The sequence below is a fragment of the Schaalia turicensis ACS-279-V-Col4 genome (assembly GCF_000296505.1).
GTDB classification, from domain to species: domain Bacteria; phylum Actinomycetota; class Actinomycetes; order Actinomycetales; family Actinomycetaceae; genus Pauljensenia; species Pauljensenia turicensis_A.
The window spans coordinates 39,373-63,930 of the sequence record NZ_JH815209.1 but is presented as its reverse complement, the minus strand read 5'-3'; the positions used below and the strand labels follow the sequence as shown (position 1 = coordinate 63,930).

22 protein-coding genes and 1 tRNA gene are annotated in these 24,558 nt (G+C 54.8%); 3 read left to right on the top strand and 20 right to left on the bottom strand.

The annotated features are described in order from the left end of the window. Nucleotides 1-22 precede the first annotated feature (22 nt). The 10 genes from HMPREF9241_RS03965 to HMPREF9241_RS03920 all read right to left on the bottom strand — a co-directional run bounded on the left by HMPREF9241_RS03965 (nt 23) and on the right by HMPREF9241_RS03920 (nt 11,150). A complete protein-coding gene (locus HMPREF9241_RS03965; protein WP_006680988.1) occupies nt 23-610 on the bottom strand; it encodes a shikimate kinase in 588 nt (195 codons plus the stop codon). Further along, nucleotides 607-2,214, bottom strand: a complete 1,608-nt coding sequence (gene aroB / locus HMPREF9241_RS03960; protein ID WP_006680987.1) for a 3-dehydroquinate synthase — start codon at nt 2,212-2,214, stop codon at nt 607-609. Before aroB ends, HMPREF9241_RS03965 begins: the two co-directional genes overlap by 4 nt. Next, on the bottom strand, nt 2,211-3,422 hold the full coding sequence (gene aroC, locus HMPREF9241_RS03955) for a chorismate synthase (RefSeq protein ID WP_006680986.1): 1,212 nt from the start codon (nt 3,420-3,422) through the stop codon (nt 2,211-2,213). Before aroC ends, aroB begins: the two co-directional genes overlap by 4 nt. Nucleotides 3,423-3,464: 42 nt before the next feature. Further along, entirely contained in the window at nt 3,465-4,238 is a 774-nt protein-coding gene (gene hisF, locus HMPREF9241_RS03950) for an imidazole glycerol phosphate synthase subunit HisF (protein WP_006680985.1), read from the bottom strand. 176 nt (nt 4,239-4,414) lie between these two features. Beyond that, on the bottom strand, nt 4,415-5,416 hold the full coding sequence (locus tag HMPREF9241_RS03945; RefSeq protein WP_006680984.1) for an FKBP-type peptidyl-prolyl cis-trans isomerase: 1,002 nt from the start codon (nt 5,414-5,416) through the stop codon (nt 4,415-4,417). Continuing rightward, the gene (gene pafA / locus HMPREF9241_RS03940; RefSeq protein ID WP_006680983.1) at nt 5,413-6,798 is read right to left on the bottom strand and encodes a Pup--protein ligase; all 1,386 of its coding nucleotides are present in this window, start codon (nt 6,796-6,798) and stop codon (nt 5,413-5,415) included. The genes HMPREF9241_RS03945 and pafA overlap by 4 nt, the downstream gene beginning before the upstream one ends. Before the next feature lies 1 nt (nt 6,799). After that, a complete protein-coding gene (locus tag HMPREF9241_RS03935; protein WP_006680982.1) occupies nt 6,800-6,982 on the bottom strand; it encodes a ubiquitin-like protein Pup in 183 nt (60 codons plus the stop codon). 56 nt (nt 6,983-7,038) lie between these two features. After that, entirely contained in the window at nt 7,039-8,562 is a 1,524-nt protein-coding gene (gene dop / locus HMPREF9241_RS03930) for a depupylase/deamidase Dop (RefSeq protein ID WP_006680981.1), read from the bottom strand. A gap of 1 nt (nt 8,563) precedes the next feature. Then, nucleotides 8,564-10,114, bottom strand: a complete 1,551-nt coding sequence (gene arc, locus HMPREF9241_RS03925; RefSeq protein WP_006680980.1) for a proteasome ATPase — start codon at nt 10,112-10,114, stop codon at nt 8,564-8,566. After that, nucleotides 10,107-11,150: a tRNA (adenine-N1)-methyltransferase gene (locus HMPREF9241_RS03920; protein ID WP_040318537.1), complete on the bottom strand. Its 1,044-nt coding sequence runs from the start codon at nt 11,148-11,150 to the stop codon at nt 10,107-10,109. The genes arc and HMPREF9241_RS03920 overlap by 8 nt, the downstream gene beginning before the upstream one ends. Nucleotides 11,151-11,229: 79 nt before the next feature. Here HMPREF9241_RS03920 and HMPREF9241_RS03915 point away from each other — a divergent pair, with 79 nt between their 5' ends. Next, the gene (locus HMPREF9241_RS03915) at nt 11,230-12,108 is read left to right on the top strand and encodes a RecB family exonuclease (protein ID WP_006680978.1); all 879 of its coding nucleotides are present in this window, start codon (nt 11,230-11,232) and stop codon (nt 12,106-12,108) included. A 33-nt stretch (nt 12,109-12,141) separates the two neighbouring features. Here HMPREF9241_RS03915 and HMPREF9241_RS03910 read toward each other — a convergent pair whose 3' ends face one another. After that, entirely contained in the window at nt 12,142-12,996 is an 855-nt protein-coding gene (locus HMPREF9241_RS03910; protein WP_006680977.1) for an undecaprenyl-diphosphate phosphatase, read from the bottom strand. An 87-nt stretch (nt 12,997-13,083) separates the two neighbouring features. Here HMPREF9241_RS03910 and HMPREF9241_RS03905 point away from each other — a divergent pair, with 87 nt between their 5' ends. Beyond that, nucleotides 13,084-14,022, top strand: a complete 939-nt coding sequence (locus tag HMPREF9241_RS03905) for an aldo/keto reductase (RefSeq protein ID WP_006680976.1) — start codon at nt 13,084-13,086, stop codon at nt 14,020-14,022. A 145-nt stretch (nt 14,023-14,167) separates the two neighbouring features. Here HMPREF9241_RS03905 and HMPREF9241_RS03900 read toward each other — a convergent pair whose 3' ends face one another. The 6 genes from HMPREF9241_RS03900 to HMPREF9241_RS03875 all read right to left on the bottom strand — a co-directional run bounded on the left by HMPREF9241_RS03900 (nt 14,168) and on the right by HMPREF9241_RS03875 (nt 18,247). Further along, nucleotides 14,168-14,467, bottom strand: coding sequence for a hypothetical protein (locus HMPREF9241_RS03900; protein ID WP_006680975.1), 300 nt, complete (start codon nt 14,465-14,467; stop codon nt 14,168-14,170). Between the two features lie 31 nt (nt 14,468-14,498). Then, nucleotides 14,499-15,596, bottom strand: a complete 1,098-nt coding sequence (locus HMPREF9241_RS03895) for an FAD-dependent oxidoreductase (protein ID WP_006680974.1) — start codon at nt 15,594-15,596, stop codon at nt 14,499-14,501. Between the two features lie 74 nt (nt 15,597-15,670). Then, on the bottom strand, nt 15,671-16,711 hold the full coding sequence (locus HMPREF9241_RS03890; RefSeq protein ID WP_006680973.1) for a GNAT family N-acetyltransferase: 1,041 nt from the start codon (nt 16,709-16,711) through the stop codon (nt 15,671-15,673). Next, nucleotides 16,708-17,391, bottom strand: coding sequence for a DsbA family oxidoreductase (locus HMPREF9241_RS03885; RefSeq protein ID WP_006680972.1), 684 nt, complete (start codon nt 17,389-17,391; stop codon nt 16,708-16,710). Before HMPREF9241_RS03885 ends, HMPREF9241_RS03890 begins: the two co-directional genes overlap by 4 nt. A 114-nt stretch (nt 17,392-17,505) precedes the next feature. After that, nucleotides 17,506-17,591 (bottom strand) — tRNA-Leu (locus HMPREF9241_RS03880). 176 nt (nt 17,592-17,767) lie between these two features. Beyond that, the gene (locus HMPREF9241_RS03875; protein ID WP_006680971.1) at nt 17,768-18,247 is read right to left on the bottom strand and encodes a MarR family winged helix-turn-helix transcriptional regulator; all 480 of its coding nucleotides are present in this window, start codon (nt 18,245-18,247) and stop codon (nt 17,768-17,770) included. A 208-nt stretch (nt 18,248-18,455) separates the two neighbouring features. Here HMPREF9241_RS03875 and HMPREF9241_RS03870 point away from each other — a divergent pair, with 208 nt between their 5' ends. After that, a complete protein-coding gene (locus tag HMPREF9241_RS03870; protein WP_006680970.1) occupies nt 18,456-19,115 on the top strand; it encodes an HAD family hydrolase in 660 nt (219 codons plus the stop codon). Nucleotides 19,116-19,173: 58 nt separating this feature from the next. On the opposite strand, the gene HMPREF9241_RS03865 is transcribed toward HMPREF9241_RS03870, so the two are convergent. The 3 genes from HMPREF9241_RS03865 to HMPREF9241_RS08775 are packed head-to-tail and all read right to left on the bottom strand — an operon-like array spanning nt 19,174 to nt 24,461. After that, on the bottom strand, nt 19,174-22,362 hold the full coding sequence (locus HMPREF9241_RS03865; RefSeq protein ID WP_006680969.1) for a DEAD/DEAH box helicase: 3,189 nt from the start codon (nt 22,360-22,362) through the stop codon (nt 19,174-19,176). 9 nt (nt 22,363-22,371) lie between these two features. Continuing rightward, nucleotides 22,372-23,985 (bottom strand): DNA polymerase Y family protein, encoded by a 1,614-nt coding sequence (locus tag HMPREF9241_RS03860; RefSeq protein ID WP_006680968.1) that lies wholly within the window; start codon nt 23,983-23,985, stop codon nt 22,372-22,374. Next, nucleotides 23,982-24,461 (bottom strand): hypothetical protein, encoded by a 480-nt coding sequence (locus tag HMPREF9241_RS08775; protein ID WP_006680967.1) that lies wholly within the window; start codon nt 24,459-24,461, stop codon nt 23,982-23,984. Before HMPREF9241_RS08775 ends, HMPREF9241_RS03860 begins: the two co-directional genes overlap by 4 nt. Nucleotides 24,462-24,558 lie beyond the last annotated feature (97 nt).

The following is a 24,558-nucleotide window of genomic DNA, read 5'->3' as shown; positions in this document are numbered from 1 at the left end:
AGATATACCTCACTTTGGTTTTTCAAAGAATCAACGCGATTTTACACTGTTCGATAACGGTTCTACTAACCTCATCGACGGTTTTATCGCGTGTATCAACTAACACATTAGCGATCTCTGAGTATTTTTCATGCAGGTTTGCAATCATCAGCCTGAGCATTGCACGTGGTGCACCCAGGCCAACCGAACGCGGTTTATTCAGTCCTTCGCGTCGAGCCACTTCACTCACGTCGGCATAGAGCTCAACGATTGCGGCTCCCTGATCGTTTAAGCGTTGAAGCCGCCTAGCCACGGCCTCGTTCTCAATTTGCGAGGCACCAACCGTGACGATTGCACCTGCACTACCGAGCGCCCGAAGCGCACATTCTTGTCGTACCTGCTCCACATCGCCTGTGCCTGCAATGATCAGTTGCGCAACACTTTTGCCACTCTGGCGTTCAACAAGGTCGTCAGTTTCAACCAGGCGCATTCCAGTCAGCGAAGCAATGGCGCGGCCAACCGCTGTCTTTCCCGCGCCGGAAACTCCCACAAGGACGAGGCCGGGAACCCCAGATGATTCTCTATCACGGACAGTGCCCGCCACAGAAGTATCAACACACTCGATTGTCATGCGATCCCCAATCGCGTAGCTACCTGCCTCGTTTCATCAGGCAATATCCGATAGGTCGCCGCATTTCCAATGCCATCAAGCAAAACGAAACGGAGCTGACCCGCACGCACCTTTTTATCTGAGAGCATGACGTCCAGCAATTCATCGAAGGACGTACCGGAATAGGTAACCGGCAAGCCAACTCGTGAGAATGCATTGATATGACGTTCAACGTCGGCATCTGTCAGAAGCCCCCGAACAACGCCGAGGTGTGCGGCAAACACGCATCCGACGCTGACCGCTTCACCATGACGCCACGAAAAGTTCTCGCACTTTTCAATCGCATGAGCCAGCGTGTGCCCATAGTTGAGGATTTCGCGCAATCCCGATTCTTTCAGGTCAGCTGAAACAACATCCGCTTTCACTACGATAGCGCGTTCGATCAGCTCTCGAATCTGGTTGGAGCGCGAATCGCTCAGGAGGTTCGTGTCGGTTCCTTCGATAATGCGAAGAATTTCCGTATCGCGAATGAATCCACATTTCACAACTTCGCCGAGACCAGCTACGAAGTCTTTTTCCGGCAACGAGGACAGATAATCGAGGTCCACGATCACGCGCAACGGCGGGTGGAAGCAGCCAATCAGATTCTTGCCCGCTGATGAGTTGATACCCGTCTTCCCACCGACTGCAGCATCCACCATGGCCAGTAAGGTCGTCGGAATGTTGATCAAACCGATCCCACGTAGCCACGTTGCTGCAACAAAACCCGCCATATCAGTTGTTGCACCACCACCAATGGCAATCACTGCATCTGCTCGGCCGAGCTTCATGCGCCCAGCTTCATCCCAGAGACGTGCAACGACGTCGAGGCTCTTGCCCGCCTCACCATCGGGGTGCGTAGCGATACCCACCTCAAAGCCCATCGTTTCAAGACCGTTTGCAATCTCGCGTGCTTTCGTCTCAAGAGGCTGGGCGTGGACAATCAGTACCTTCGAAGCATCAGATCGCAATGCTCCTGCAATCGCGCTGACTGGAATCGAGTGACCAACACACACGTCGTAGGGAGCATCTCCCCCAACGTGAATCCGTTTCCATCCAAGATCCACCAAATCCACCACGCGATCGGCAACCTCTGAAGCAGGCCCATCGTCAGACTCAAGCCGAATCGTCTCTACTGCCTCATAGAGTGGCAAACGTTCGCGACGCAGTTGGCGGAGCATCCCCTCAGGATCTTCACGAAGCAAAGGGCGGTGAGCCTTCTTCGTCACCCGACGCACTAACTCATCATGTTCTACATGAATATGGACGACACAGACATCACGCAGGGCATCGCGAACCTCTTCAGATGTCACAGCACCACCGCCTAACGAGATCACCCCGCCCATCTGCACAGCCTGATGCACCGCGCGAATCTCACGCTGACGAAAACCCTGCTCGGCCTCGTCCATAAAAATCTGCGAAATCGACTTACCCGCGCTCTTTTCGATGAGGTCATCAGTATCCACGTGGGAAACCCCAAGCTGGGCGGCAACAAGGCGCCCAACCTTCGACTTACCCGCACCGGGCAATCCAACAAAAACAAGCGGAAGATGCAGTCGAATCGATGAAGGTGAAGAGACACTCATGCGCGCTCCTGAATTGACGCGATATATGCGCCAAGATTGCGACGCATTTCCTCTACCGACATTCCTCCGGCGTGGCCATCGAGAACATCGGCCAGCACAAGCGCGAGCTCAGCTTGCGCAATGACAGCACCGGGAACAACCTGACAGGTATCAGAACGCTGATGCAAGCCGACGGATTCTTCACCCGTCGCAAGATCCACGCTACGAAGAGCACGCGGAACCGTAGAAATCGGCTTGAACGCAGCACGAGCAACAATCGGCTGACCATTCGAGGTGCCGCCTTCGATACCACCGGCACGATTTGACGTACGACGCAGATGCCCGTCGTCGCCCTTCACGATCTCATCGTGAGCAACACTGCCCCGCAACGCCGCCTGAGCAAAACCATCACCGATCTCCACACCTTTGACAGACTGGATCGACATCAGCGCAGCCGCAACCTTCGTATCCAAACGACGCTGGGCATTCACGTGTGTTCCCAAACCAATGGGCACGTTCCACGCAATCACTTCGACGACACCGCCGATGGTGTCCCCGGCTCTCTTCGTTTCGTCGACGACATCAACGAAACGCTGGTCAAGCTCGGTATCAAGGGTACGCATGCGAGATTCGTTCAGAGCACCCTCATCATCCGGAGTCGGAAGATGAGGATCAGTTGCGATCTGCGTTCCCACCTGCACAACATGGCTGACCAGACGAATACCGGCCACCTGGTCCAAAATCGCCTCGGCAACGCAACCGAGCGCCACACGAGCTGCGGTCTCACGCGCGCTCGCACGCTCCAGAATTGGTCTGGCATCATCACAACCGTACGACAGCATTCCCGGAAGATCCGCATGACCTGGACGCGGGCGGGTCAGCTTCTTGTTCCGCGCAATTTCACGTTCGTCGCCAGTACCGGCATCAATCAGCAGAAGATCTGGGGCAACTGGATCGGAGCTCATCACAACTTCCCATTTGGGCCATTCTGAGTTCGCAATCTCAATCGCAATCGGAGCACCCGTCGACATACCATGACGGACACCGCCGACGATACGCACGACGTCCTTCTCAAAAGACTGGCGTGCCCCACGCCCATAGCCAAGACGACGACGGGCTAGAGCCCGCACAAAATCGTCGGATTCGATACGAAGACCGGCTGGAACACCATCAATGACAGCGATCAAAGCCGGACCGTGTGATTCACCTGCGGTAAGCCATCTGAGCATGGCTCCAGTCTTTCACACGTGACCGTGCAAGGCCGTGGCGTATCACATGCGAACAGGGAAACCGGCCTGATCCAAGGCCGTTTTCACGTCGCGAATCGCTACTTCACCGAAGTGGAACACGGACGCCGCCAAAATCGCGTCGCTTCCCGCGCGAGCAGCCTCAACGAAATGCTCAACCGTTCCGGCGCCACCCGAAGCAATAATCGGCACGTGCACGCGTTCTTTCACAAGATTCAGTAGTTCGATATCGAAGCCCTGCTTCACCCCATCTGCATCCATTGAGTTCAGCAGAATTTCACCCACACCACGGCGCTCGGCATCCATCGCCCATTCGAGCGCATCAATACCGGTCGAGTGCTTTCCACCGTGAGTGGTCACTTCAAAGCCCGAAGGTGTTTCAACGCCGGGAGGGCAACGCCGAGCATCAACAGACAGAACCAGAACCTGATTACCGAAACGATCCGCAACCTCGGAAATCACGTCAGGGTTGCCGATCGCAGCGGTGTTCATTCCAACTTTGTCAGCGCCCGCTTTGAGTAGGGTCGCCACGTCTTCGCCAGTCCGAACTCCACCGCCAACGGTCAAAGGAACGAACACCTGTTCCGCCGTGGCCGACACGACATCAAGCATCGTGCCACGGTTCTCAGTCGATGCACTCACATCAAGGAAAGTTATTTCGTCAGCCCCTTCAGCCCCGTAGCGCTTAGCCAACTCAACAGGGTCCCCAGCATCGCGCAGATTCTGGAAATTCACGCCCTTCACGACGCGCCCAGCATTCACATCAAGGCAGGGGATAATTCTCAGTGCGACACTCATGTTTATCCTTCTTCGTCGAGGTCTCTTCACTACCTGAGGGCAGTCCTGCCTTGTGCATGCACAGCATGTGTGGGCGAACTACTGGCTGACTGGCTGTCACTTACGTTAGCGGTTCGGACTGTATTTCGCTCCGCATACTCTTCGGCGGTGCTGTGGGCGTTGGAAGAAGACTCAGGTTAATCTGACGGAGCTACGCCCGTCTGCTCGGCTGAAGCACCCGACTGAGACGCATTATCGGATGCTGGTTCAGTGCCCAGAATATCGATGACGATGCACACAGTGTCGTCACCGTTCGCCAGATCGGGCGGAATAGAAATCGCCAGTCGCGATCCCACTCGTTGATCAACAAGAGTCTGCTTCAAGCCGGTCATCGCGGTGAGCATTGAGACGACCTCTGGCTTGCCCGTCCGCCATGTCGATGCTCGAACAACGCCGTCGTTCCATCCCACTGCGGCGTACTGAACCACAATCTGATCGTTCGATGTGACCTGCTGTCCTTCACCTTTGATCAGGATCTGGGTTGTCACGTCCGTGGGCGCATCGCTTCCGTGTTCGATAACAGGACCTTCGTCGGTCATTGTCACAGACAGGACCCCGGAGGATTCACCGGTGTCTTCACTACCGTTCGCGATCGAATACAAAATATCAATCACGAGAAGCTCAGTGTCCTGATCTGTCGGCTTCGCTAACTCGCCCTGGGACGAAGCCAACGGATGGGCAACAAGGACTCGTGATCCTTCGTGAAGTCCAACGACAATGTCAAGAAGAGCATCGTTCAAGGTTGCTTGGTCTGCGGATCCGACAACGAGGTCGGGTCGCCCATCCGCAGACAGATTCTCGCCTGTTTTACCGTCGAACGAGGTGATAGCCAGCAGAATCGGTGAATCCTTCGTGATTTGCCGCCCAGTTCCGATCTCAAGAACCTTGGCTTTTGCGGCATTCACCGTCACTGGCTGTCCCATGGTCACAACAGGGATCGCGCCAATACGACCCGAGACTGACACGGAGTCAAGGGGGCCTCTGATGCCCTGCACCTTCGATGAGCCCGAGCCGTTGTGGGTCGCGTGCACTACGGCGATGATTGCGGCGCCAGCAATCACGACGGTGGCAAGCAACGCAATGGTCAGATTGCGCAGACCATGCCTATACGAGGGCTTGAAAAGATCAATCATGCTCATGCGGGAAGCACCGGTGAGCAGGAAGCGATCTTTCCAATGAGCTCATCCACGCGTGGATCCTCATTGGCCAGAGGATCCTGCAGTGAAAGCGGGGAAGACGATAAGTCGTCAACGCGCACGTGAACCCAGTCAGCACTCAGGTCAACGCGCGCATCTTCGGCAGCGCCGATGATGCGGCCTCGTAGATGAGCGCGGGTGGTCGCAGGCGGAGTATTCACGGCCGCCTGCACACTTTCGCGCTTCGTTAGTCGTTTCACGAGGCCAGACGCCTCCATACGGTTAAGCAGGGAGCTGCCGGTAATATCGTGGTAGCTCAAATCCAAACGAGCCACACGCGGATCGGCAAGGTTCGTCCCTGCCTTTGAAACGTAGGATGAGAAGAGCTTAGCTTTGATAGCGATATCGAGTTCGGTGTCGACCGGAGACCAATCGCCGGATTCGATCGCGTTCAAACCCCGTTCCCAGAGATCAAGAACATAGCGATGTGTATCGTCAAGCTCTGCAGCATCGATTGTGCCCAAGATACGTTCGCGAATCTCACGCTGGATTTGGACGGGAGTCCAGCGACGACCATCGGCAAGCTCGACTTCAGTTCGACCGGTCAAATCAATGGAAATCTCGCGGATGGACCGCATGGGGTCAGCCATCGTCAGGTCTTCGATATGCAAGCCGTCTTCAACTGCTTGAAGGAGAAACTCGGTGGCCCCCACCTTGAGCGCAGTCGTTGGCTCAGCAACGTTCGTATCGCCAACGATCACGTGCATGCGACGGTACGAACCGGAATCTGCTAGCGGTTCGTCACGGGTGTTGATGATCGGGCGTGAACGCGTTGTTGCGGATGAAACGGCATCCCACATCTGCTCAGCGCGCTGGGAGAAAGCGAGTGTTGCACCGGAGGCATTACGTCGAATCAGACCGTTGCCCACCAGAATCTGGCGAGTGATAAAGAATGAAACCAGGGCATCTGCGACCTGACGGAAATCACGACGACGGTGCAGGAGGTAGTTTTCGTGGCAACCGCACGAGTTTCCTTGCGAGTCGACGTTGTTGCGGAACAGGTGCAGGCGCTCAGCGCTCCCCTCTTTTTCAAGCGAGCGATCAGCATCTGCTGCCAGCATCGCGAGCATCAGTGAGCCTGCACGATCCTGGTTCAACAGGTCTTCTAGGCGATCGCATTCAGCGGTCGCATATTCGGGGTGCGAGCCAACATCAAGGTAGAGCCTGCCACCGTTGCGTAAGAAGAGATTCGATGATCGTCCCCGACGTAGCAACGGTTCAAAGAGCTTGCGTGCAGCCATGTCGGCGTCCATTGCCAGAACCCCGGGCGGTGCGGCGCTCATCAGGCCATATTCAGTTTCGATGCCGACTACGCGACGCCTCACTTCACTGGCCACCCTTCTGGACGAAGCCCTGAACGAACGCTTCTGCATTCGTTTCAAGCACGGAGTCGATTTCGTCGAGCAGATCGTCAATCGACTGAGTCTGTGCGTGAACCTGGCCAGCGGCCTCGGTATCGCCGAAATCGTCGTTGTCCCCCGAAGGAGCGAACAGTTGACGGATATCCATTCGTTTCTCCTAAACCTGTGTTGCTTTACTATGTGAAATTATTCCACTGGTGAGGATCATTCCACGGGGCTACGTGTTTGCGCAGTATCCGGAATCGGATAGCGGACAAGATTCCCCTGTCCCGGATCAATGACGAGGGACGTCCACGAGGCTTTCACCAAGTCTGGTCGTGACGCCACAGCCTGACCGCGGGCAAACGCGCGGGTCGTTGTCGGGGCTTGAGAGGCTGCATCCTCAACCTGTTGGTCGCTAAAGAGTCTCTTGATGCGTCCGGCTTTACCCAGCTTCAAAGCAAGCGAGTGCTCCGGGCGAAGATCGGCCCACTGCAAGTCCATCGCCGTCAAACGGGGGTCGTTCCACTCAACTCCCAGACGATCCTTTTGACGACCCAACAGCTGATACTTGCCAATCCATTCAACTTCAGTGGAAACAGAGAACATGTCAGCGCGCATACGATCAAGGACGTCCTGCCAGAGGGTCAGAATCGCTTGGTCTTCACCTTCGGGGCTGATACCCATTCGGTCAAAGGTTGCAAGAATGAGGTCCACATACACCTGAAGCAATTCAGGTCCCGTGTATGCGCGTCCACCGGCCGTGTTCATCTTGTAATCAAGATTCGGGTGGTGGCTGAGGTTCCATGTTTCCTGCACGGCGTCATCGAGCGCGAGGGCTTCCCACTCCAGCCCAATCCCCTGCTCGATTGCCCACAACACCAGCGATGTCGCGCCAAGCTTCAGCAAGATTGACACATCGAACATATTGCCGTCACCACCGATGACGTGCAGACGCCGGTAGTGTGCCGGATTCGCGTGCGGTTCGTCGCGCGTATTAATGATCGGGCGATTAAAGGTGGTTTCCAAGCCCACTTCGTTTTCGACGAAGTCAGCTCGCTGAGAGATCTGGAACCCTGGAACTTGAGATTTCTGTCCCAGACCCACGCGTCCAGCACCGCACATGACCGGTCGAGAAACAAAAAACGGAGTCAGTCCACGAACCACATCGTCGAAGTCAACACTGCGGGGGATCTGGTAGTTCTCGTGAGTTCCGTAGGCGGCGCCTTTACCGTCCGTATTGTTCTTCACTAGGACGATAGGACCGTCTTCGCTCTTGAGCGATTCTTCAATAATCCGGCGTGCGATCACCTCGCCGGCGCGATCATAGAGCGTGGCTTCAAGGGCACCCAACGCTTCTGGAGCGGAATACTCCGGATGAGCGTGGTCGACATACAGGCGTGCACCATTCGTCAAAACCGCGGTGGTCTGTGCAGGCAAAGCCATTTCTTCTGGAGTTGGGCGTTCAATCTGCTCACTGCCACCCGACGGCGCCAAGTGATATGGATCGTCCGTCAGCAACGAGGGGTCGGCGGCCACACGTGACAAGCGGATACCGCGCATATCGTTGAGCGGGTCCTCAGCCCGATAGTCCCAGCGAACGGGTGCAGCGCCCTGTGCCGGCGTCCCATCGCGAGAAATCTCAGCGTAGAGACGAACCGCCTGCGACGAAAGTGCAATGGGGTTCGCCCATGCATCACCTGGGCGATAGACGCCGTACTCGGTTTCGGTTCCAATCACGTGGGTCATCTCAGGCCTCCAAGGCAACGATTGATGCGATTTCTTCACGCAGGCCAATGGTGCGGGCCCAGTCGTCGGGAGACGAAGAGACTGCGAGTTCAATAGACTCGCCCATTTCTTCTTTAACACCGGCAAGCAGGTGCTTCGCCGACAGGCCATATCCCCCGCCTGTGAGCGATTCTTTGATCGCATGTTTCTTTGCGCGCTCAACGATTCCGGCGATCATGGCACCAGAGACGATATCCCCAAGGTGAATGCGCTTCGTGCGTCCAGATGCCAGCACGACATCAAAGAGCGCAGTCGTTTCATCTTCGCGAAACAAGACGTCAAGTGCCTGATCGACCATGTTTCCGAGTGCCTGGCCGAGGGTCATGCCGACGCCGATTTCATCATCACGAAGTGGCACGTCAGTGTTCAAGTGTTTCAAGAAGATGTCGCGGGCACCTGTGCGATCGGGCCGATCCACGCGAATGCGCACATCCAGTCGGCCGGGGCGAAGGACGGCAGGATCGATCATGTCAGCACGGTTCGAGGCGCCGATGATGATGACGTTATCCAGGGTCTCGACACCGTCCATTTCCGCAAGAAGCTGGGGAACGATCATCGTTTCTACGTCCGATGAGATCCCGGTTCCACGCGTCCTGAACAGGGCTTCCATTTCGTCAAAGAAAATGACGACAGGGATATTGCCAGCAGCAAGTGAACGTGCTCGCGCGAAGATCGCGCGAATGTGTCGCTCAGTTTCACCAACAAACTTGTTCAGAAGCTCCGGCCCCTTGATTGACAAGAAGTAGGTTTTCACACCACTTGTCCGACCCGACAGGGAATTTGCGACTGCCTTTGCAATAAGCGTCTTACCTGATCCGGGTGGACCGTAGAGCAGGATGCCCTTAGGCGGACGCAAACCATACTCGCGGTAGAGCTCGGGATGACTAAAAGGAAGCTCAATTGCGTCGCGGACCTGACGAATCTGCGCATCCAAACCGCCGATATCGTCGTATGTCGTATCGGGAGCTTCGGGGGTGAGAAGCTGCTCGACATCGGATCGCACAATCTTTTCCAACGCGATTCCGCTACGTAGATCCACCATCAATGCGTCGCCGAGACGCAGATTGCCGTGACGTAGAGGGCCTGCCAACATCAGCAGATGCTCCTGGCCAGCTTCGCCTGCAACCAGCACGCGGTCATCACCCACCAACTCAAGAATCGAGACAATTGAACCGGACCTCGAAAATCCATCAGCGGCAACGGCGACCATCTTGTCGTCGACGCGCACCCACTGACCATACGACAGCGAGTAAAGATCAAGGTCAGGTGCAACAGCGAGGCGCATACGACGACCGTTCACGATCGCTTCAATCTGACGCGAAGGCACATCCGCGGATACAAACACGGCCATCGTTAGTGGCGGACGATTCACTTCAAGGAGCTGAGACTGCACCTTCACCAACTGTCCGCGAACCTGGGACAGCGCCTGGGCAAGGCGCTCATTCTTCGCTTCCAGAGAGACAACAAGGCGTTGCATCTCTTCGATGCGAGTTGCGTAGAAGTCATCACTCATCAGTGCTGATCCTTCCCTCAACCCACTGGTCAGCCTGACGCGTCACATCACGACGAACCTTGCGTAACTTCTTTTCAGATGCCGTTCGAAGGCCAACGTTGTGTTCATTCCACTCATCAACATCATCCCACTGGCCACCCAGACCTTCAGACGACTTCGCGGGACGAACCGACCTTTCTTGTGGGTTAATTCCCGGAGCAAGACGGCGCGTAACCAACAGGAAACCAGTGTGAGCAACCATGCGGTGCTCGGGACGGACAGCCAAACCATCAACGTGCCATTCACGACGCATGTCTTCCCAGGTGATCGGATCCGTGAAGTTCTCGCTTGCACGCAAGTCTTCAATAAGACGCGACAGCTGCGTAACCGTCGCGACATAGCAGACCAGCACGCCACCGGGGATCAGAGCGTGTGAAACAGCATCAATGTTTTCCCAAGGCGCCAGCATGTCCAGGACTACGCGGTCAACACTGGCCTGGTCCATCGCTTCCAATTCGGTAGCTAAGTCGCCGACGCGCAAATCCCACGCAGGATGTGGCGCACCAAACCAGAGTTCGACATTTCCTCGTGCGATATCGGCGAACTCTTCGCGACGCTCAACTGAGATCAGACGCCCAGTCGGACCAACCGCGTTCAACAACGCCATCGACAACGCGCCAGACCCCGCACCAGCTTCAACGACAACTGCGCCGGGGAAAATATCGCCCATGTGCGTAATGACACCGGCATCCTTGGGATACACAACCGCTGCACCTCGTGGCATCGACATCACGTAGTCGACCATCAACGGGCGCATAATCTGGAACTGGCGACCTTCTTCAGTCGTAATGACCTGCCCATCGGGTTTGCCGATGAGGTCATCATGGAAGAACTCGCCACGGTTCGACTGGAACTTTCCGCCGTGCGTCAAAATCACTTGGTGGAATCGCCCCTTTGGATCGCGAACCTGAACGCGATCGCCTTCTTCCAAGAGACCACGCCGATTCTGCTGACCAAGCGGCGCGTAGTTATCGGTTGTATCTGGCTGTGTATTCATCCCAGAAAGTCTATCGCGGCTATCCACAGCTCCCACTGTGAGATCTGCTGGTGAACGCGTTTCACGTTACCGTTGTCCTATGACTGCCACTACCGGGTCGAACCCACGTATTTCAGGTTCTTTCGACCCCGCTCTCTCACCTTCGCGAGCCAAGGAATACTTGAAATGCCCGTTGCAGTACCGCCTGCATGTGGTCGATCGCATCAAAGAACCTCTCACGCCTGCAACCGTTGCCGGCACGCTGGTACATTCGGTATTGGAGAAGCTTTTCGATGTGGCTCAAGCGGACCGAAATGAAGAGACGGCAATGGGACTCTTCGACCAAGAGTGGGCTGCAACAAGAGAGTCTTCAGATGATGTTGTTGCGATGTTCGACGACGAGGTCGCGCTCGATCAATGGATCGACAAGACCCGTGATCTTGTGCGCGGTTATTTCACGCTCGAAAATCCGCAGCGCCTAGAACCAGCTGCGCGCGAGAAGCGCGTGGACGCTTACACTCACGACGGCGTGCGTCTGCGTGGCTTCATCGATCGCATTGACCGTAACCCTTCTGGGGAGTTGCGTGTGGTCGACTATAAAACGGGTAAGGCGCCTTCGCCCCGTTTCCAAGACGAGGCCCTGTTCCAGATGCGCTTCTACGCCCTGCTGTTGAAACTCACCGATCGGATGCCGTTGCGCACCCAGTTGGTCTACATCAAAGCGGGTCAGACCCTGACATTTGATCCGACGGTCGATGACATTGAACGCTTCGAAGACGAAGTGTCAGGTATTTGGGATCGGATTGAGCGTGATGCGAAGCGTGGGGAATTCGCTCCTCGAAAAAATCCCCTATGCAACTGGTGCGGTGTGCGCGCCCACTGTCCTCTCTTTGACGGGGTGCTTCCCGATGCGCCAGCAGACGGCATGAAGCGCCTACTGCAAACGCGGGTCCCTGCTTCAATGCAGGAACCCGCGTAGACCCCTACTGGGCGAAAGAACTGGGGCGATCAGCTACATCACCGCAGTTGACGCTGCGCTGAGTACTCCGGTCACCAGCAGAATTGCAACAACAATAGCCAAGCCAATTCGGTACCACACGAACGGCTTGTATGACTTCGTTGAAACCAGCTTGAGGAACCAGATGATGACTGCCCATGCCACAACGAACGCGATCAGTGTGGCGACGATGGTTGGGGCAACATCAACGTGATCTCCGCCGGAGAAGACCTTGTACACCTTGTACAGGCCGGATGCGAAAACTGCTGGCATGGCAAGAAGGAAGGAATAGCGGGCTGCTGCCTCGCGCGTGTACCCTAATGCGCGTCCCATCGTGATCGTTCCACCCGAGCGACTGACGCCGGGGATCAAGGCCATTGCTTGGGCAAGGCCATAGAGGAGCGCGTCACGCCAGGACATATGGTCAAGGGTGAGTTTCTGAGGAGCATAGCGGTCAGCAATACCCAGAAGAACACCGAAAAGGGCAAGCATGACGACTGTAATCCACAGGTTACGGAAGGAAACGTCAATCCAGTCTTCCAATAGAAGACCAAGGATCCCGATCGGGAGCGAGCCAACGATGATCATCCAGCCCATGCGGACGTCGGGATTGCTTGAGCTCAGACGCTTTTCACGCGGACGAATAGGAAGCGACTTCCACCACGAAGACAAGATCCGGACAATGTCTTTCCAGAACACGATGAGGACTGCGGTTTCAGTACCGATCTGGGTGATGGCAGTAAAAGCCGCGCCCGGGTCAGCATTGCCGACCAATTCCCCAAGAATCCTGAGGTGAGCCGAAGACGAAATCGGCAGGAACTCAGTAAGTCCCTGCACGAGGCCAAGAAAAATCGCATCGAACCAAGTCATAGTCGAAACTCTACGGGCTATTGGCAGGTATTGACGAAACGGTGTGCCACGAAACCTGTGCAACCTGACACGGCTAGGCTAGAGGCTATGGAAATTCGTCAGTGCGGTCGCAGTGGTCTGAGGGTTTCGTCACTTGGCTTGGGCACACTCACGTGGGGACGCGACACCGATGGTGAAGAAGCATGGGACATGCTTTCTCACTTTGTCGATGCGGGTGGAACGCTTGTTGAATGTTCGCCGATGAACGGCGAAGGAATGGCCACCGACGTTCTTGGAGCAGCGATGAACCGAGTCGGACGCCACCGCCTGACGATTGCTTGGAGGGGTGCCACCCGTCGCGACCACTCAGGTCGTTGGGTTTCCTCGGCTGGGCGTGGTGATATGTTGCGCAGCCTAGACGATGCTCTTGCTCGTTTAGATACCGACTATGTGGACGTGTGGATGGCGGAGCCCGACCCCAGTGTCCCACTCGAAGAAACGCTGGGTGTGCTTGAAGCAGCGTCCCGTTCAGGGCGAGCTCACTATGTTGGTCTTTCTGGCTGGGATACGTGGACAACAGCCTGCGCCCTTACCCGCCTTGGTGAACACGGGCTTGTTCAGCCAGCGGTAGCACAGCTCCCCGTCAGCCTGTTAACTGCTCCGGCTACCCATAGCTTGCGTTCACATCTGGCCGACGAAGGATTGGGTGTATTTGCTCGGTCTCCACTTGCAGGTGGGGTATTAACTGGAAAATACCGCCATTCCACTCCCCCAGATTCGCGCGGGGCTACCGAACATATGTTGCCCACTGTCGCTCCTTTCCTGACCGACGAATACGCGGGACGTGTTGAAGCAGTTGTTCGCGCCGCGCAAGGGCTTGATCGCAATCCAGGTGACGTTGCTCTTGCATGGGTACGGGATATGCCTGGCATTGCCTCAGCAATCTGCGGTCCGCGAAATGTACGACAGCTTGACCACATCCTTGACTCGACCGAGCCTCTGCCTGCCCCGATTCGCCAAGTGCTCAACGAAGTCGCGTACTCGTAAGAACGCATATTTCTTAGATCCCAGCCCTCAAGTTTGGGATCCCAGCCCTCAAGTTTGGGCTTTCAAGCGCGACGTTCAGCAGACAGTGTCGCGCGATATCAAACAAGCGTCTGATATCGCGCCACAAAAGAATTCTTAGAATCGCTCAGTCGTCGACGTCGATGAAATCATCATCCAAATCGTCCGAATCCTCATCGTAGGATTCATCATCGTCCTCTTCCTCATCATCATCTTCGTCGTAATTATCGTCGAGAAGATCGAAGGGAAGCTCGACACCGAACTGTCTGAACAGTTCGTCGTCGTAGGTGAAGAACGCATCTCGCAAAGTGTTCTCTGCTTCTTCAAGCGTCGAAGGATCATCATCGGTTGCCTGCGAACAGGCAACATAATGAGCTTCAAAGGCTGCAATCAGTGCGTCAAGCGCTACGCGAGGATCATGAGTCATGAGAAGATCCTAGACCTTATGCGAACTGGACTCACGGAAGATTAAGTTGCGAGCGGATAACAGAAACCATCAGGTCAGCGCCCTTGATTTCTGTTGTCTGATCAGCACCGACAATGCGGGACACACCTTCAGAGTCAACCAGCTGCGATGCACCCATATCCGGCCCCAGCGGGAGGATCACCCATTCCTTCGTAGGCTCGTAGATTGCTTCGGGCGTCTCGCCAGCGATTTGAGACGAAATATTCGCGATGACAACGCGGGCTTGCTGGCGAGCAGCATCAGCACGCTTTGACTCGGGGACGTCCGTCAGATCGCCAACGGCGTAGGTGTGGGCATGGCCCTCAACCTGCAGGGTCTTACCAACACGGATTGTGCCGTTCGGGCGCAACATGGGCTCGTAATCGGTACCTGCGAGGTAGCCGCTGTTCGCACGAGAGCCGTAGCACTGGAACCAGATATCGCCTTCAATTTCTTCACCTTTGCAGGTCGACACATGGAAGTGACCGAGTTCGCCAACGTTGTGCGGAGGCAAGAAAGCAAGTTCAGAACCGGTGATCACGCGAATGCCGAGCTCAGCGAGTTGCGTGGAAATTTCTTGACGCAGGTCTTCGGAGTAGCCGGGGGCAGAAAGGATCTGATCGGCCTTCTCGACGATCGTGATATCAAGGTCGGGGTAAGCGTGTGCGAGTTCGCCGGCGAATTCGATACCGACGGTGCCACCACCGACTAGCATGACGGAGCGTGCGCCAGCAAGGTTTTCGTGCAGTTGGTTCAAACGAGCCTTTGCAACAACGGACTTCGCTGACGAGTACTTTGCTGGGAAGGGATATGTTGCGCCGGTTGCAAGAACAACGTAGTCCGCTTCGATGGGTTCGCGACCGAAAATATGGATGGTGTTACCGACAATCTGAGAAACAGTGCCGTGAATGAATTCGCCTCGTGTCAGCAAGTTCGAATAGGGCATGAAGATTGCGTCCTGCCACACGTCGTCTACGGCTGCGCGCAGTGCAGCTGCGTGGTGGACAAACTGGTCTTTTTGTTCAACGAGCGTCACGTCAGCAATAGGATCGAGTCCTTTTGCAACAGTCACGCCACCGTAACCGCCACCTACAACGACAACACGAGCCACTTCATTCTCCTTCACGTCGAGCTGGTCTAATTCTTGCACGTGATACGGGTTTGCGCGCGAGACTATCGGGCGCGTCAGCCCTGATCGATACCGAGTGCTCGGGCAATGTTGGGGACAAAGAAGTTCGGTCCCTTGAGGACTTTGCCGTCTTCACGCAGTTTTACCGAACCGTCGGGCATCAGCTTCGACAGATTCGATGCCTGAACTTCAGCTAAAACCGCGTCCAAATCGATACCCGATTCGATTGCCATTCCGTAGATGACATAGACGAGGTCTGCCAGAGCATCGGCAGTTTCGATGAGATCTCGCGTGTGGTCGTCACCGTCAACGGCCTTTTCAGTTGCTTCTTCAACGAGGCTCCGTGCAGCAGGTCCGTACACGGCGCCCATCAGTTCAGCGAATTCTTCGCGGATCAGTGACATGCGCATGTTGAGACGTTCGTAGTCGATGGTTGGCAGGGAACTGGTGCCAAGGCGCACGGGCATGGAGTAGGTTCGGTGGAACTGCTCAACAAGCTTTCCTGGGCGTGAAGGATCAAGGGCAGGTCCCTGTCCGGCACCGGGGCCATCCCATGGGGTCTTCGGTTCGCGAGTGTCCGTGATTAGAAGGCTTGCCTGCCAGAGGGCCGGGCCTTCAGCTCGCCTGCGGATCCCCTCGCGCTTAAAACCGTTGCGCCACGCTGGCTTCCAAGAACCCCAGTTTTCGACGTGGCAGTACCAGTCGATGCGGGTGACATCCATCTGATCAAAGGCAAAATCAACGGCAAGACCGAGCGCTTCGGTCATAAACCCTTCACCCCAGGCATCAGTGCGGATGAAGTAGCCAACCTCAGCCGACTTGGGATCACGCTGCCCACGCCAAAACTCCAGGCGACCAAGGAACCTTTGATTCTTGGCAGAAAGAATCGCCCAGTCAGTGTTACCGTTCTTCCAAGACTCTTCAGAGCGCGAAAGATGCTCAACCGCCATATCCCTCGTATACGGGTGGGGAACGGTCGTCGTTTCACTTATGCGTGCGTCTTGGAGCACCTCGGTAATTGCGTCGACGAAATCAAGGTTCATCGGAACCAAGGTGACGCGCGGTCCTTGAAGAGTCTGCGGCAGTGTTTTACTCATGCTTCTTCCTTCCCCGTGTTTGCCCATGCTGTAGCAAGAATATTGCCAAGTGCAGGAACGGTCTGATGATCTTGAACAACGAACTGACGATCGATCAGGGCGGTGGGTACACGGTCGATGCCCATCTGTACACCGATCTGGAAATCAGAGAAGACATCGGATGCAGTGTGCGGATCAGTCAGCGCATCGAGGACGAACTGAGCGTCCAACCCGAGGTCCTGTGCGCAACCAATCACAACGTCGCTGTTTGAAATATCGAGGGCCATCTCAAAGTGGGCACGTCCCAAAGCTTCGGCAAGTTTCAACTGCATTGAGTCGGGACCATAGAGAGTGTCACGATCGTAGTCTTCGATGCGGGCGGCATTGATCACGCGGTGTGCAAATGAGGATGGAGCAACGATCAGTTTCTCGAAGTCAAAAACGACGCCTTCTGCACGTCCAAGCTTTTCAAGTCGCTCGTCCAGCGCCACTGCTTCCTCGTACGTGAGTTCGCCTTCGTTCATCAGATAGACGCGACGAGGTTCTTCACGGGCACTATCCAATTCGGGGTCGAGGAAGAAAGCGTGGAGCGTAATTTCCACCTCGTCACGATGATCGAAAGAGGACAGCGCCTGTCGCCAGTGTCGAATACCCAAGTACGACCATGGGCAGGTCACATCGAACCAAAGATCAATATGCATTCGCACGCTCTTTCATCGCTTCGTTGCATTGATCCGGATTTTCTTCACGGTTGTAAGAAAAATCCGAGATAAAACGAAAGCCCGGAACTTATTCAAGCTCCGGGCTTCCATCTGTGCGCGGAGGGGGACTTGAACCCCCACCCTCTAATACGAGGACTAGCACCTCAAGCTAGCGCGTCTGCCTATTCCGCCACCCGCGCAGGTGACTTGCTCTTCTTGATTACCTCAAGTCGAACGTGGAAAACTCTAACACGGTTGGTAGCCGTACTGCCAAATCGAAAGGAGAAATTCCTGGGGACCATCAGCATTTTTGTTGGAATAGCGCCGATAGTCAGTGTCCACAGGAAGTGGCGACGAGGAAGGTCCCCCAGCAGAGTTAATTCTTGTTCCGTGAACGCAGTCGCTCATCCAACGCGGAAAAAACCCTCACAATCTGGGATATTTCCGCATCGGTCATATCCGCAAGCAAGAATTCGCGAAGCGTCTCTTGGTGAAGACGAGTTGCTTCCTTCACGATCCGCGCACCCTGTGAAGTCAGACACGCTTGATAGCTTCGCCTATCCTCCTTCGACATCACTTTCTTTACCCAACCGTCACGTTCTAAATGAGTGACCAAATAGGTCAGGCGCGACGGAGAATAGACAACCTGGCCGGACAATTCACCCATTTTTAGACATTGACCAGGCGCTTCGAACAGGGCAAGCAGGATATTGTAATCGGGCACCGACAGGCCGAAATTCTTCTTCAAGCTGGATTCCAACAGGCCATGAAGACGCCCATTCGCTTCGAAATAAAGTCGCCAAGCACGCTGACGCAAGTGAGCTGAATCAGTATCCAGAAGCGCGGGACTATTCATTTCGTTTTCTTTCACGTGTTGAAGAATATTCTATGAAGTTGGAAAAGCACTGATAAACCCTGGTCTATCTCATATTTTTGACTGAATGGTGAGACAGTTGCTCGCATACCGTTATGCGTGTTTGCTCCGCGCCACGAAATGCCGAGAGTTTCTCAAAGTGCGCGGCCTCGTGCCACCATTAAGACACAAGCGATGAAGGAGTAGTTGGTTGAGCGCAGAAACACAATTCACGTGCGTACTTTTCGATGTTGATGGCACTCTTGTTGATTCTGCCCCCGCAGTGATCCACTGCTTCAACACGGTTCTTTCTCAGCGCGGCGTCACGCCCCCGCCAGCGGATGCAATGCGCAAGTACGTTGGTCCCCCGCTCTGGTGGTCATTTGCTGACCTTGGCTTTGAAGGCGAGATCGTGAAAGAACTCGTCGATGAATACCGGGCGCTGTACCGCACGATTTTCCTTGAACCCCCGCTTTTTCCTCGGATGGGTGAAGTAGTGCGTGGCGCCCACAACGCTGGGATTCCCGTGGCAACGGCTACGTCGAAGCAAGAGCCCTTTGCTCTGGCACAAATGGAACATCTGGGAATTCTTGACGCTTTCGACGTCATCGCCGGCGCAACTCCGGATCCTGCTTCTTCGAAAGCAACAGTTATCGCCGGTGCACTTTCGCGCCTGAGCGCCAAGGGAATGGATATCTCCCGCCCCGTTCTGATCGGTGATTCCTGCTGGGATGTTGAAGGAGGCCAGCAAGCTGGTATTGACGTCATGGGCGTAAGCTGGGGTTACGCGAAAGACGGCGACCTTGACGATTGTGTTGCTATCGCACATACCCCCGAAGAGCTTGCACACCTACTGGGGTTCACGCTCTGAGCCTTTCACTTCATCTGTACAGCTAGCGGAAGTCTCGCAAGCGTACGAGGTGCGGATGCTAGTTATCGAGAAGGTCCACCAGGTCGGACATATCGAGCCTGGATAAGAGCTCGCCACCCTCACCATTTCCTACGCTTTCGACGACTGTTGATACGAGTTCGCGTTTGCGTTCTTGGAGTGCGACGACTTTGTTTTCGATGGTGTCAGCGCCGACCAGTCTGTACACGTTGACTTTCTTTGTTTGGCCGATTCTGTGGGCGCGGTCGACGGCTTGTGCTTCAGCTGCAGGATTCCACCAGGGGTCCATCATGTACACGTAGTCTGCTTCCGTGAGCGTCAGACCGGTGCCTCCCGCTTTCAGAGAGATGAGGAATACGGGGACTTCTCCGGATCTGAAGCGTTCGATGACTTCGTCTCGGCGGGTTGTGGATCCGTCGAGTTGGACTGTGGCGATTCCACGTCGTTCTAAGTAGTCACGAATGCGCGTAAGGAACGTTGTGAATTGGCTGAAGACCAGAGCTTGGTGTCCGCTTGGGATGATTTGTTCAAGTTGAGTGGCGAGGTACTCGATTTTTGCCGAGCCGATGTGTCCGCATGTTGCGTCGACAAGACCGGGATCCAACGCGAGTTGGCGCAAACGTGTCAGCGCCGCGAGGATATCGATTTTTGCACTCGGATCGTCGGTCAGCGAGAGTATTTTTGCGCGCTCTGCCATGAGGTGTTGATCGTAGATACGTCGGTGCTCCGTGCCGAGGTCAATGGGGATAACGGATTCGATCTTGTCGGGCAGGTCAGTGGCAACTTCTTCTTTGGTTCTACGCATCATGTTGGGACTAAGAAGAGAGTGAAGACGGTTCAATGCCGTGACGTCGTGATCGTTTTCGATGGGGCGACGAATTTTGTCGTTAAAAAGGGACCATTTGGGAAGTAGTCCGGGCATTGCGAGGGCCATGATCGACCAGAGGTCGCCAAGAGAGTTTTCTACCGGGGTTCCGCTGACCGCAAAAGTCCAGTTTCTTTCTATTCCTCGCAACACACGGTGAATGGCGGTCCGCGGATTCTTCACATTTTGTGCTTCATCGAGAATAAGGCCGTTAAAAGGAATCTGTTTCCATTCTTCGTCGTCGATGCGCACGATTGTGTATGAGGTGATAACGATGTCTGCGCCTTCGATTTCGCTGGCGAGGCTCCTTTCGCGCCTCTTCCCCGTTGTATTGATCGTGCGCACGTTGAGATCTGGGAAGAATCGTTGAGCTTCTTTTTCCCAGGTACTTAAAACCGATGTTGGCGCGACGACAAGCGTGGGCAGATCGCGTTTGAAAGATGATGCGACGTCAGATTCTTCGTTTTCTTCACATACTGACGCATCTTTGAGGGAGGCAAGAGCAGTTAAAAGCTGAAGGGTTTTACCGAGCCCCATATCGTCTGCCAAGATGCCACCTGTTTGGCTACAGGCTCGAGCGATCAGCCAGTGCGCTCCGTCAACTTGATACGGGCGCAAGGTGGCGCCCACGGGGTTCCGGAGTGGAATATCTGCGCCGGCGTGACGCAGGTGTTCAAGACGGGCTTCCCACTGCTGGGAGTCAACAGTCGTATCCGTCAGGCAGTCGAGTTCTTCCCAGAGGCCAAGATGTGCGGGTACGAGGCGTGGCTCATCATCAAAAGAAAGGGTTCGTGCTTCTTCGAGAAGTGCTGTGATGGATTCAATTGTTTCTTTGTCGATGCTGACCCAGTGTCCGTCAACGTAGAGATAGTGTTCCGAGTGGGCGATTGCCTCGAGAACATCACTGAATGGAACCGGATATCCGCCGACGTCGAGTCTGACGTCAAGGTCGAACCAGTCATTGTGCGCTTCGCTTGGCGTGACGCGGATCGATGAATGGAGCGGGATTTCATCAATCATGAACGTCAGTACTGCGTCGTTGATCTCCCATGCAAGACGCGAGTCATTCAGCTGATCGATCACATCTTTTCGAAATTGCGGGATAGTCCACGCGGGGAGTCGGAGGTTTTTGAATTCTCCGTCCCACAAAGAAGCGGGCACGTGCTGTCGCGCAAGAGTTTTCAGGGAAGCGACGATCGGTCGAACGGCTTCTAAATCCATGACCTGCTGAAGTCGGACTCGCGAGGGGGAACCTGAATAGTCGTATTCCGCCCACCAGGTGAGGGTGAATTCTTTTCCTTCGACAAGGTCGCATTGTCCAATAATGCGCACTGTTGCTTCTTCACCAAGATCGACTGACGAGTCAATTGAAGAGACTTCGAAACGACGTTTGAGATGCGGGATATACGCGGTCGTCAGTTCGGCGATCTGGTCGGCGGGCACACAGATCGGTCCTCGTTCGAATAGGTTCATGAGTTCTTGCCCACCAACACGGGCTACCCGTGTGCCACCGTCCAAGATGAGCAGGCGGGTCGCGGTATCAATTCGGGGTTTGAGGATACGTTTATCCCCGTCAAAGGCCATCATCTGCAGGAGTAGTTCATCCCCCTGCAGGCTAAGGTCGCAGCCCAAATCCCACGATGATCGATCGAAATGTATGGGCGTCAGTGGATCAAGGCTGGAATAGAGTTCGATTCCTTGGTTGATCAGTCTGAGTAGCCACGGTGCAGCATCCATTCCGAGCATCTGAAGACTAATTTCATTTCGTGCTGCGCGACCATCATCCACTTTTGCAAGACGATAGCCTTCTCTGATTAACCCGAGCTGAGAACGCGATAATCCATCTGAAACTGAAGCCCACTGCGTCGACACCAGATCCGGCCACGTTGCTCGCTTCTTTGTCCATTGAATGCGATTGCCGGGGCGTAGTGGGTGCATCCAATAAGGACGCTCTGGGTCGCGAGTATCAATCAATAGCGCGATTGGCTCTCCGCTTGAATCCCCAGCATGAGTGAAGGAGCGGAGACGCGTTTTCCAAACTGGTTCGTCTTCCGTTGTAAGTTCGTTGCTTTGGCGTCGTAATTCCAAGAACAGAGCAACCGAATGCTGACAGTTTTTTCTTTCAATACACGCGCAGGTCAGAACAGGTTGCCCTCCGTTGAGTCCAACCCAGGTTTTGAGACGAAGCCCCGTTGAAGCCACACGTCCACTAAAAACTCCGTCGTCACCGATCTCAACGTCGGTGACTTTATGTCCTTCACACAGTGCGGTCGCGCGCGCCCAGGCAGCATAGCCGACTTGATTGCGAATGATTGCTTCATCAAACTCAGCGACGCGACGGAGTTCTTCGGATGAAATGCGCATTCCGTCAGTTTATCTTTCACCGTCAGATTCTGCTGAGAAGACCCCTTCTACCCACCATTGTTTGTCTGTATAAACCAGAAGAAGATCGCGCCCCTGACCGGTGATGACGCGAAGATATGCTCGTGCTGGCGATGAGTCATCCCACCAGTTGCCACGAATTACCCAAGGACCGCGCGAGATACGAATGCTTTGCGGAGCTGATGGGTCAACAATGCCGTGATAATCCATGCACGACTGAGCATCCCGCTTATTTTTCGGAACAGATATCCAAGCTGGTTCTTCACTGAGTACCCCGCGTTGAGTGACATGTATAGGTGAGGAAGAAGAGTCGTTCAGACGCGCCGGGAGTGGAACGGATAGTAGGGTCTGAGGGCTCATATCGATTTTCCCTTCCCACTCCCCTGCCTCAGGTGTTAAAAAGCTGGGAGTATTCCAAGGAACAAAAGCAATGCGTTCACGCGGATCCCAACCGCCTTGACGGTGAATACTGACAACACCGTTCATACCAAGAAGAGATTGCACTCTGTCAATGGAACGTTCGACCCCATCAGAATTTGAATCCCCTCCCCAGAGTGGACCGCTTACCCGCGATTGGTAGGGAGCGAGTGCAGTCAGAGTAATGGTGAGCGGAGCATGGGAGTCCGCTTCAGTCACGGGGAAGAGATTGACCCACCCCTGCAGTTGGTAGCGAACCTTGTCAAGGACACGCGATGGATCTAAATCCCCTACGCCCGACCAGGTTCGTTCGCGAACGCATTGATTCGGTCCTTCAATCGAGACGTTTAAAGCATCTGTTACCAACCCATTAGCGCGAAGTTCTTGCGATAGTTGCCCGATAGCTCGCCGAAGTGGGAAAAGAAGAGTATCGACGTTATTATCAGAGGTTTCACATTCAACGGTGACGCTTCGGTCCGAATATGCAGATTCCATGGTCGGGACGAAAACATCGTGCCCTTCGCTGAGTTTCCAGTAGATATCAGCATTGCTTCCAAAACGGGCATATATCTGGCCCTTACCTAAATCTTTGAGCTGCCCGCAGGTGTGCACTCCCAAAGTTGCGAGCAATTCAATGTCTTGAGTTGCCTGCTCTTTCTCTTTACCGTCAAGAAATTCCAGAATGTAGCGAACGGGAATTGAGGCAAGAAATGAGGGCATTTCTTGATCGGTCACGATTCTTTGGGTTCGCGCCGCATATGTTGCAGCAAATACTCCCTGCGCGACCCCGACGAAGGCTTCGACACCAACCTGTTGTGCGACAGCATCAACGATGGCAGTTGCGGCTGCTTCTTCGCTTCCATGCCAACGCGTGGCGGGAGTAGCCCACGCCCAACTCATGCCCGGACGCATACACATCACTCCGGCTACAGTTGACTCGAAGGCTTCGATAACAGCGTCAAAACTTCGCCCTTCACGCTCTTGATCCCGAGGCACGATGATGAGCTCTGGGCACAGATACCGTGCCGTTTCAATACGCATACCATGGCGTACACCGTGTTTGCGTGCACTAAAAGAAACAACATCAATTTTTCCGCGATGCCCCACTGCTCCTGGAGCACCCGGAGGAAGATCGATGACCAGCGAATTCACAGGCCAGTCAGGAATCCATAGAGCAATGGACCTCATGAGGCTCTCCTTGATTCTTCGATAGCGAGATTCCACGGTCGCGAAATACCGACCCAGTGTTCGTAGATAAAAAGAGTCCTGCGCTTTGCTCGAACAAGCGTGGCAATCTGACGGCGCTCACTACTAGCCAGAATCCCGGATCCCAAACAGACAACGTCGAAAGCGTCAAGAAAAAGCGCACACACCTGTGCACAATGACCATGCGCATGAGGAACAAGGAAGAAACGGGAAAGATCAACACCAGCTTTTGCGAGCGCTTCCCACCCCATGTCCTTCAGTTCTACGCAGGCAACCTGCGCTTCGCCACTAAGCATCGACGCCAAAACAGCAATTAAATGCCCATTTCCATTGACTTCGAAAACTCCGTTTTTTGACCCTGCGCCCCCTATTGAGGCCGAATGGATCAGCCCCGTTTGTTCCTCGGCTTGACGCAAAACTGAGCGCGCCAATTTCAGACGATCCGCATCGACTTCCATGTTCCCCCCCCTATTTAGAACATCTGTTCTATACCGTAGGTGCAACCATGTACAAATCAGATTGCCAAAAGTCCATGTTCTTCCGGTTACCCGTCGC

Coding starts and splice junctions, on each gene's coding strand:
- HMPREF9241_RS03965 (WP_006680988.1), bottom strand. CDS start 610: ATGACAATCGAGTGTGTTGATACTTCTGTGGCGGGCACTGTCCGTGAT.
- aroB (WP_006680987.1), bottom strand. CDS start 2,214: ATGAGTGTCTCTTCACCTTCATCGATTCGACTGCATCTTCCGCTTGTT.
- aroC (WP_006680986.1), bottom strand. CDS start 3,422: ATGCTCAGATGGCTTACCGCAGGTGAATCACACGGTCCGGCTTTGATC.
- hisF (WP_006680985.1), bottom strand. CDS start 4,238: ATGAGTGTCGCACTGAGAATTATCCCCTGCCTTGATGTGAATGCTGGG.
- HMPREF9241_RS03945 (WP_006680984.1), bottom strand. CDS start 5,416: ATGAGCATGATTGATCTTTTCAAGCCCTCGTATAGGCATGGTCTGCGC.
- HMPREF9241_RS03935 (WP_006680982.1), bottom strand. CDS start 6,982: ATGGATATCCGTCAACTGTTCGCTCCTTCGGGGGACAACGACGATTTC.
- dop (WP_006680981.1), bottom strand. CDS start 8,562: ATGACCCACGTGATTGGAACCGAAACCGAGTACGGCGTCTATCGCCCA.
- arc (WP_006680980.1), bottom strand. CDS start 10,114: ATGAGTGATGACTTCTACGCAACTCGCATCGAAGAGATGCAACGCCTT.
- HMPREF9241_RS03920 (WP_040318537.1), bottom strand. CDS start 11,150: ATGAATACACAGCCAGATACAACCGATAACTACGCGCCGCTTGGTCAG.
- HMPREF9241_RS03915 (WP_006680978.1), top strand. CDS start 11,230: ATGACTGCCACTACCGGGTCGAACCCACGTATTTCAGGTTCTTTCGAC.
- HMPREF9241_RS03910 (WP_006680977.1), bottom strand. CDS start 12,996: ATGACTTGGTTCGATGCGATTTTTCTTGGCCTCGTGCAGGGACTTACT.
- HMPREF9241_RS03905 (WP_006680976.1), top strand. CDS start 13,084: ATGGAAATTCGTCAGTGCGGTCGCAGTGGTCTGAGGGTTTCGTCACTT.
- HMPREF9241_RS03900 (WP_006680975.1), bottom strand. CDS start 14,467: ATGACTCATGATCCTCGCGTAGCGCTTGACGCACTGATTGCAGCCTTT.
- HMPREF9241_RS03890 (WP_006680973.1), bottom strand. CDS start 16,711: ATGAGTAAAACACTGCCGCAGACTCTTCAAGGACCGCGCGTCACCTTG.
- HMPREF9241_RS03885 (WP_006680972.1), bottom strand. CDS start 17,391: ATGCATATTGATCTTTGGTTCGATGTGACCTGCCCATGGTCGTACTTG.
- HMPREF9241_RS03875 (WP_006680971.1), bottom strand. CDS start 18,247: ATGAATAGTCCCGCGCTTCTGGATACTGATTCAGCTCACTTGCGTCAG.
- HMPREF9241_RS03865 (WP_006680969.1), bottom strand. CDS start 22,362: ATGCGCATTTCATCCGAAGAACTCCGTCGCGTCGCTGAGTTTGATGAA.
- HMPREF9241_RS03860 (WP_006680968.1), bottom strand. CDS start 23,985: ATGAGGTCCATTGCTCTATGGATTCCTGACTGGCCTGTGAATTCGCTG.
- HMPREF9241_RS08775 (WP_006680967.1), bottom strand. CDS start 24,461: ATGGAAGTCGATGCGGATCGTCTGAAATTGGCGCGCTCAGTTTTGCGT.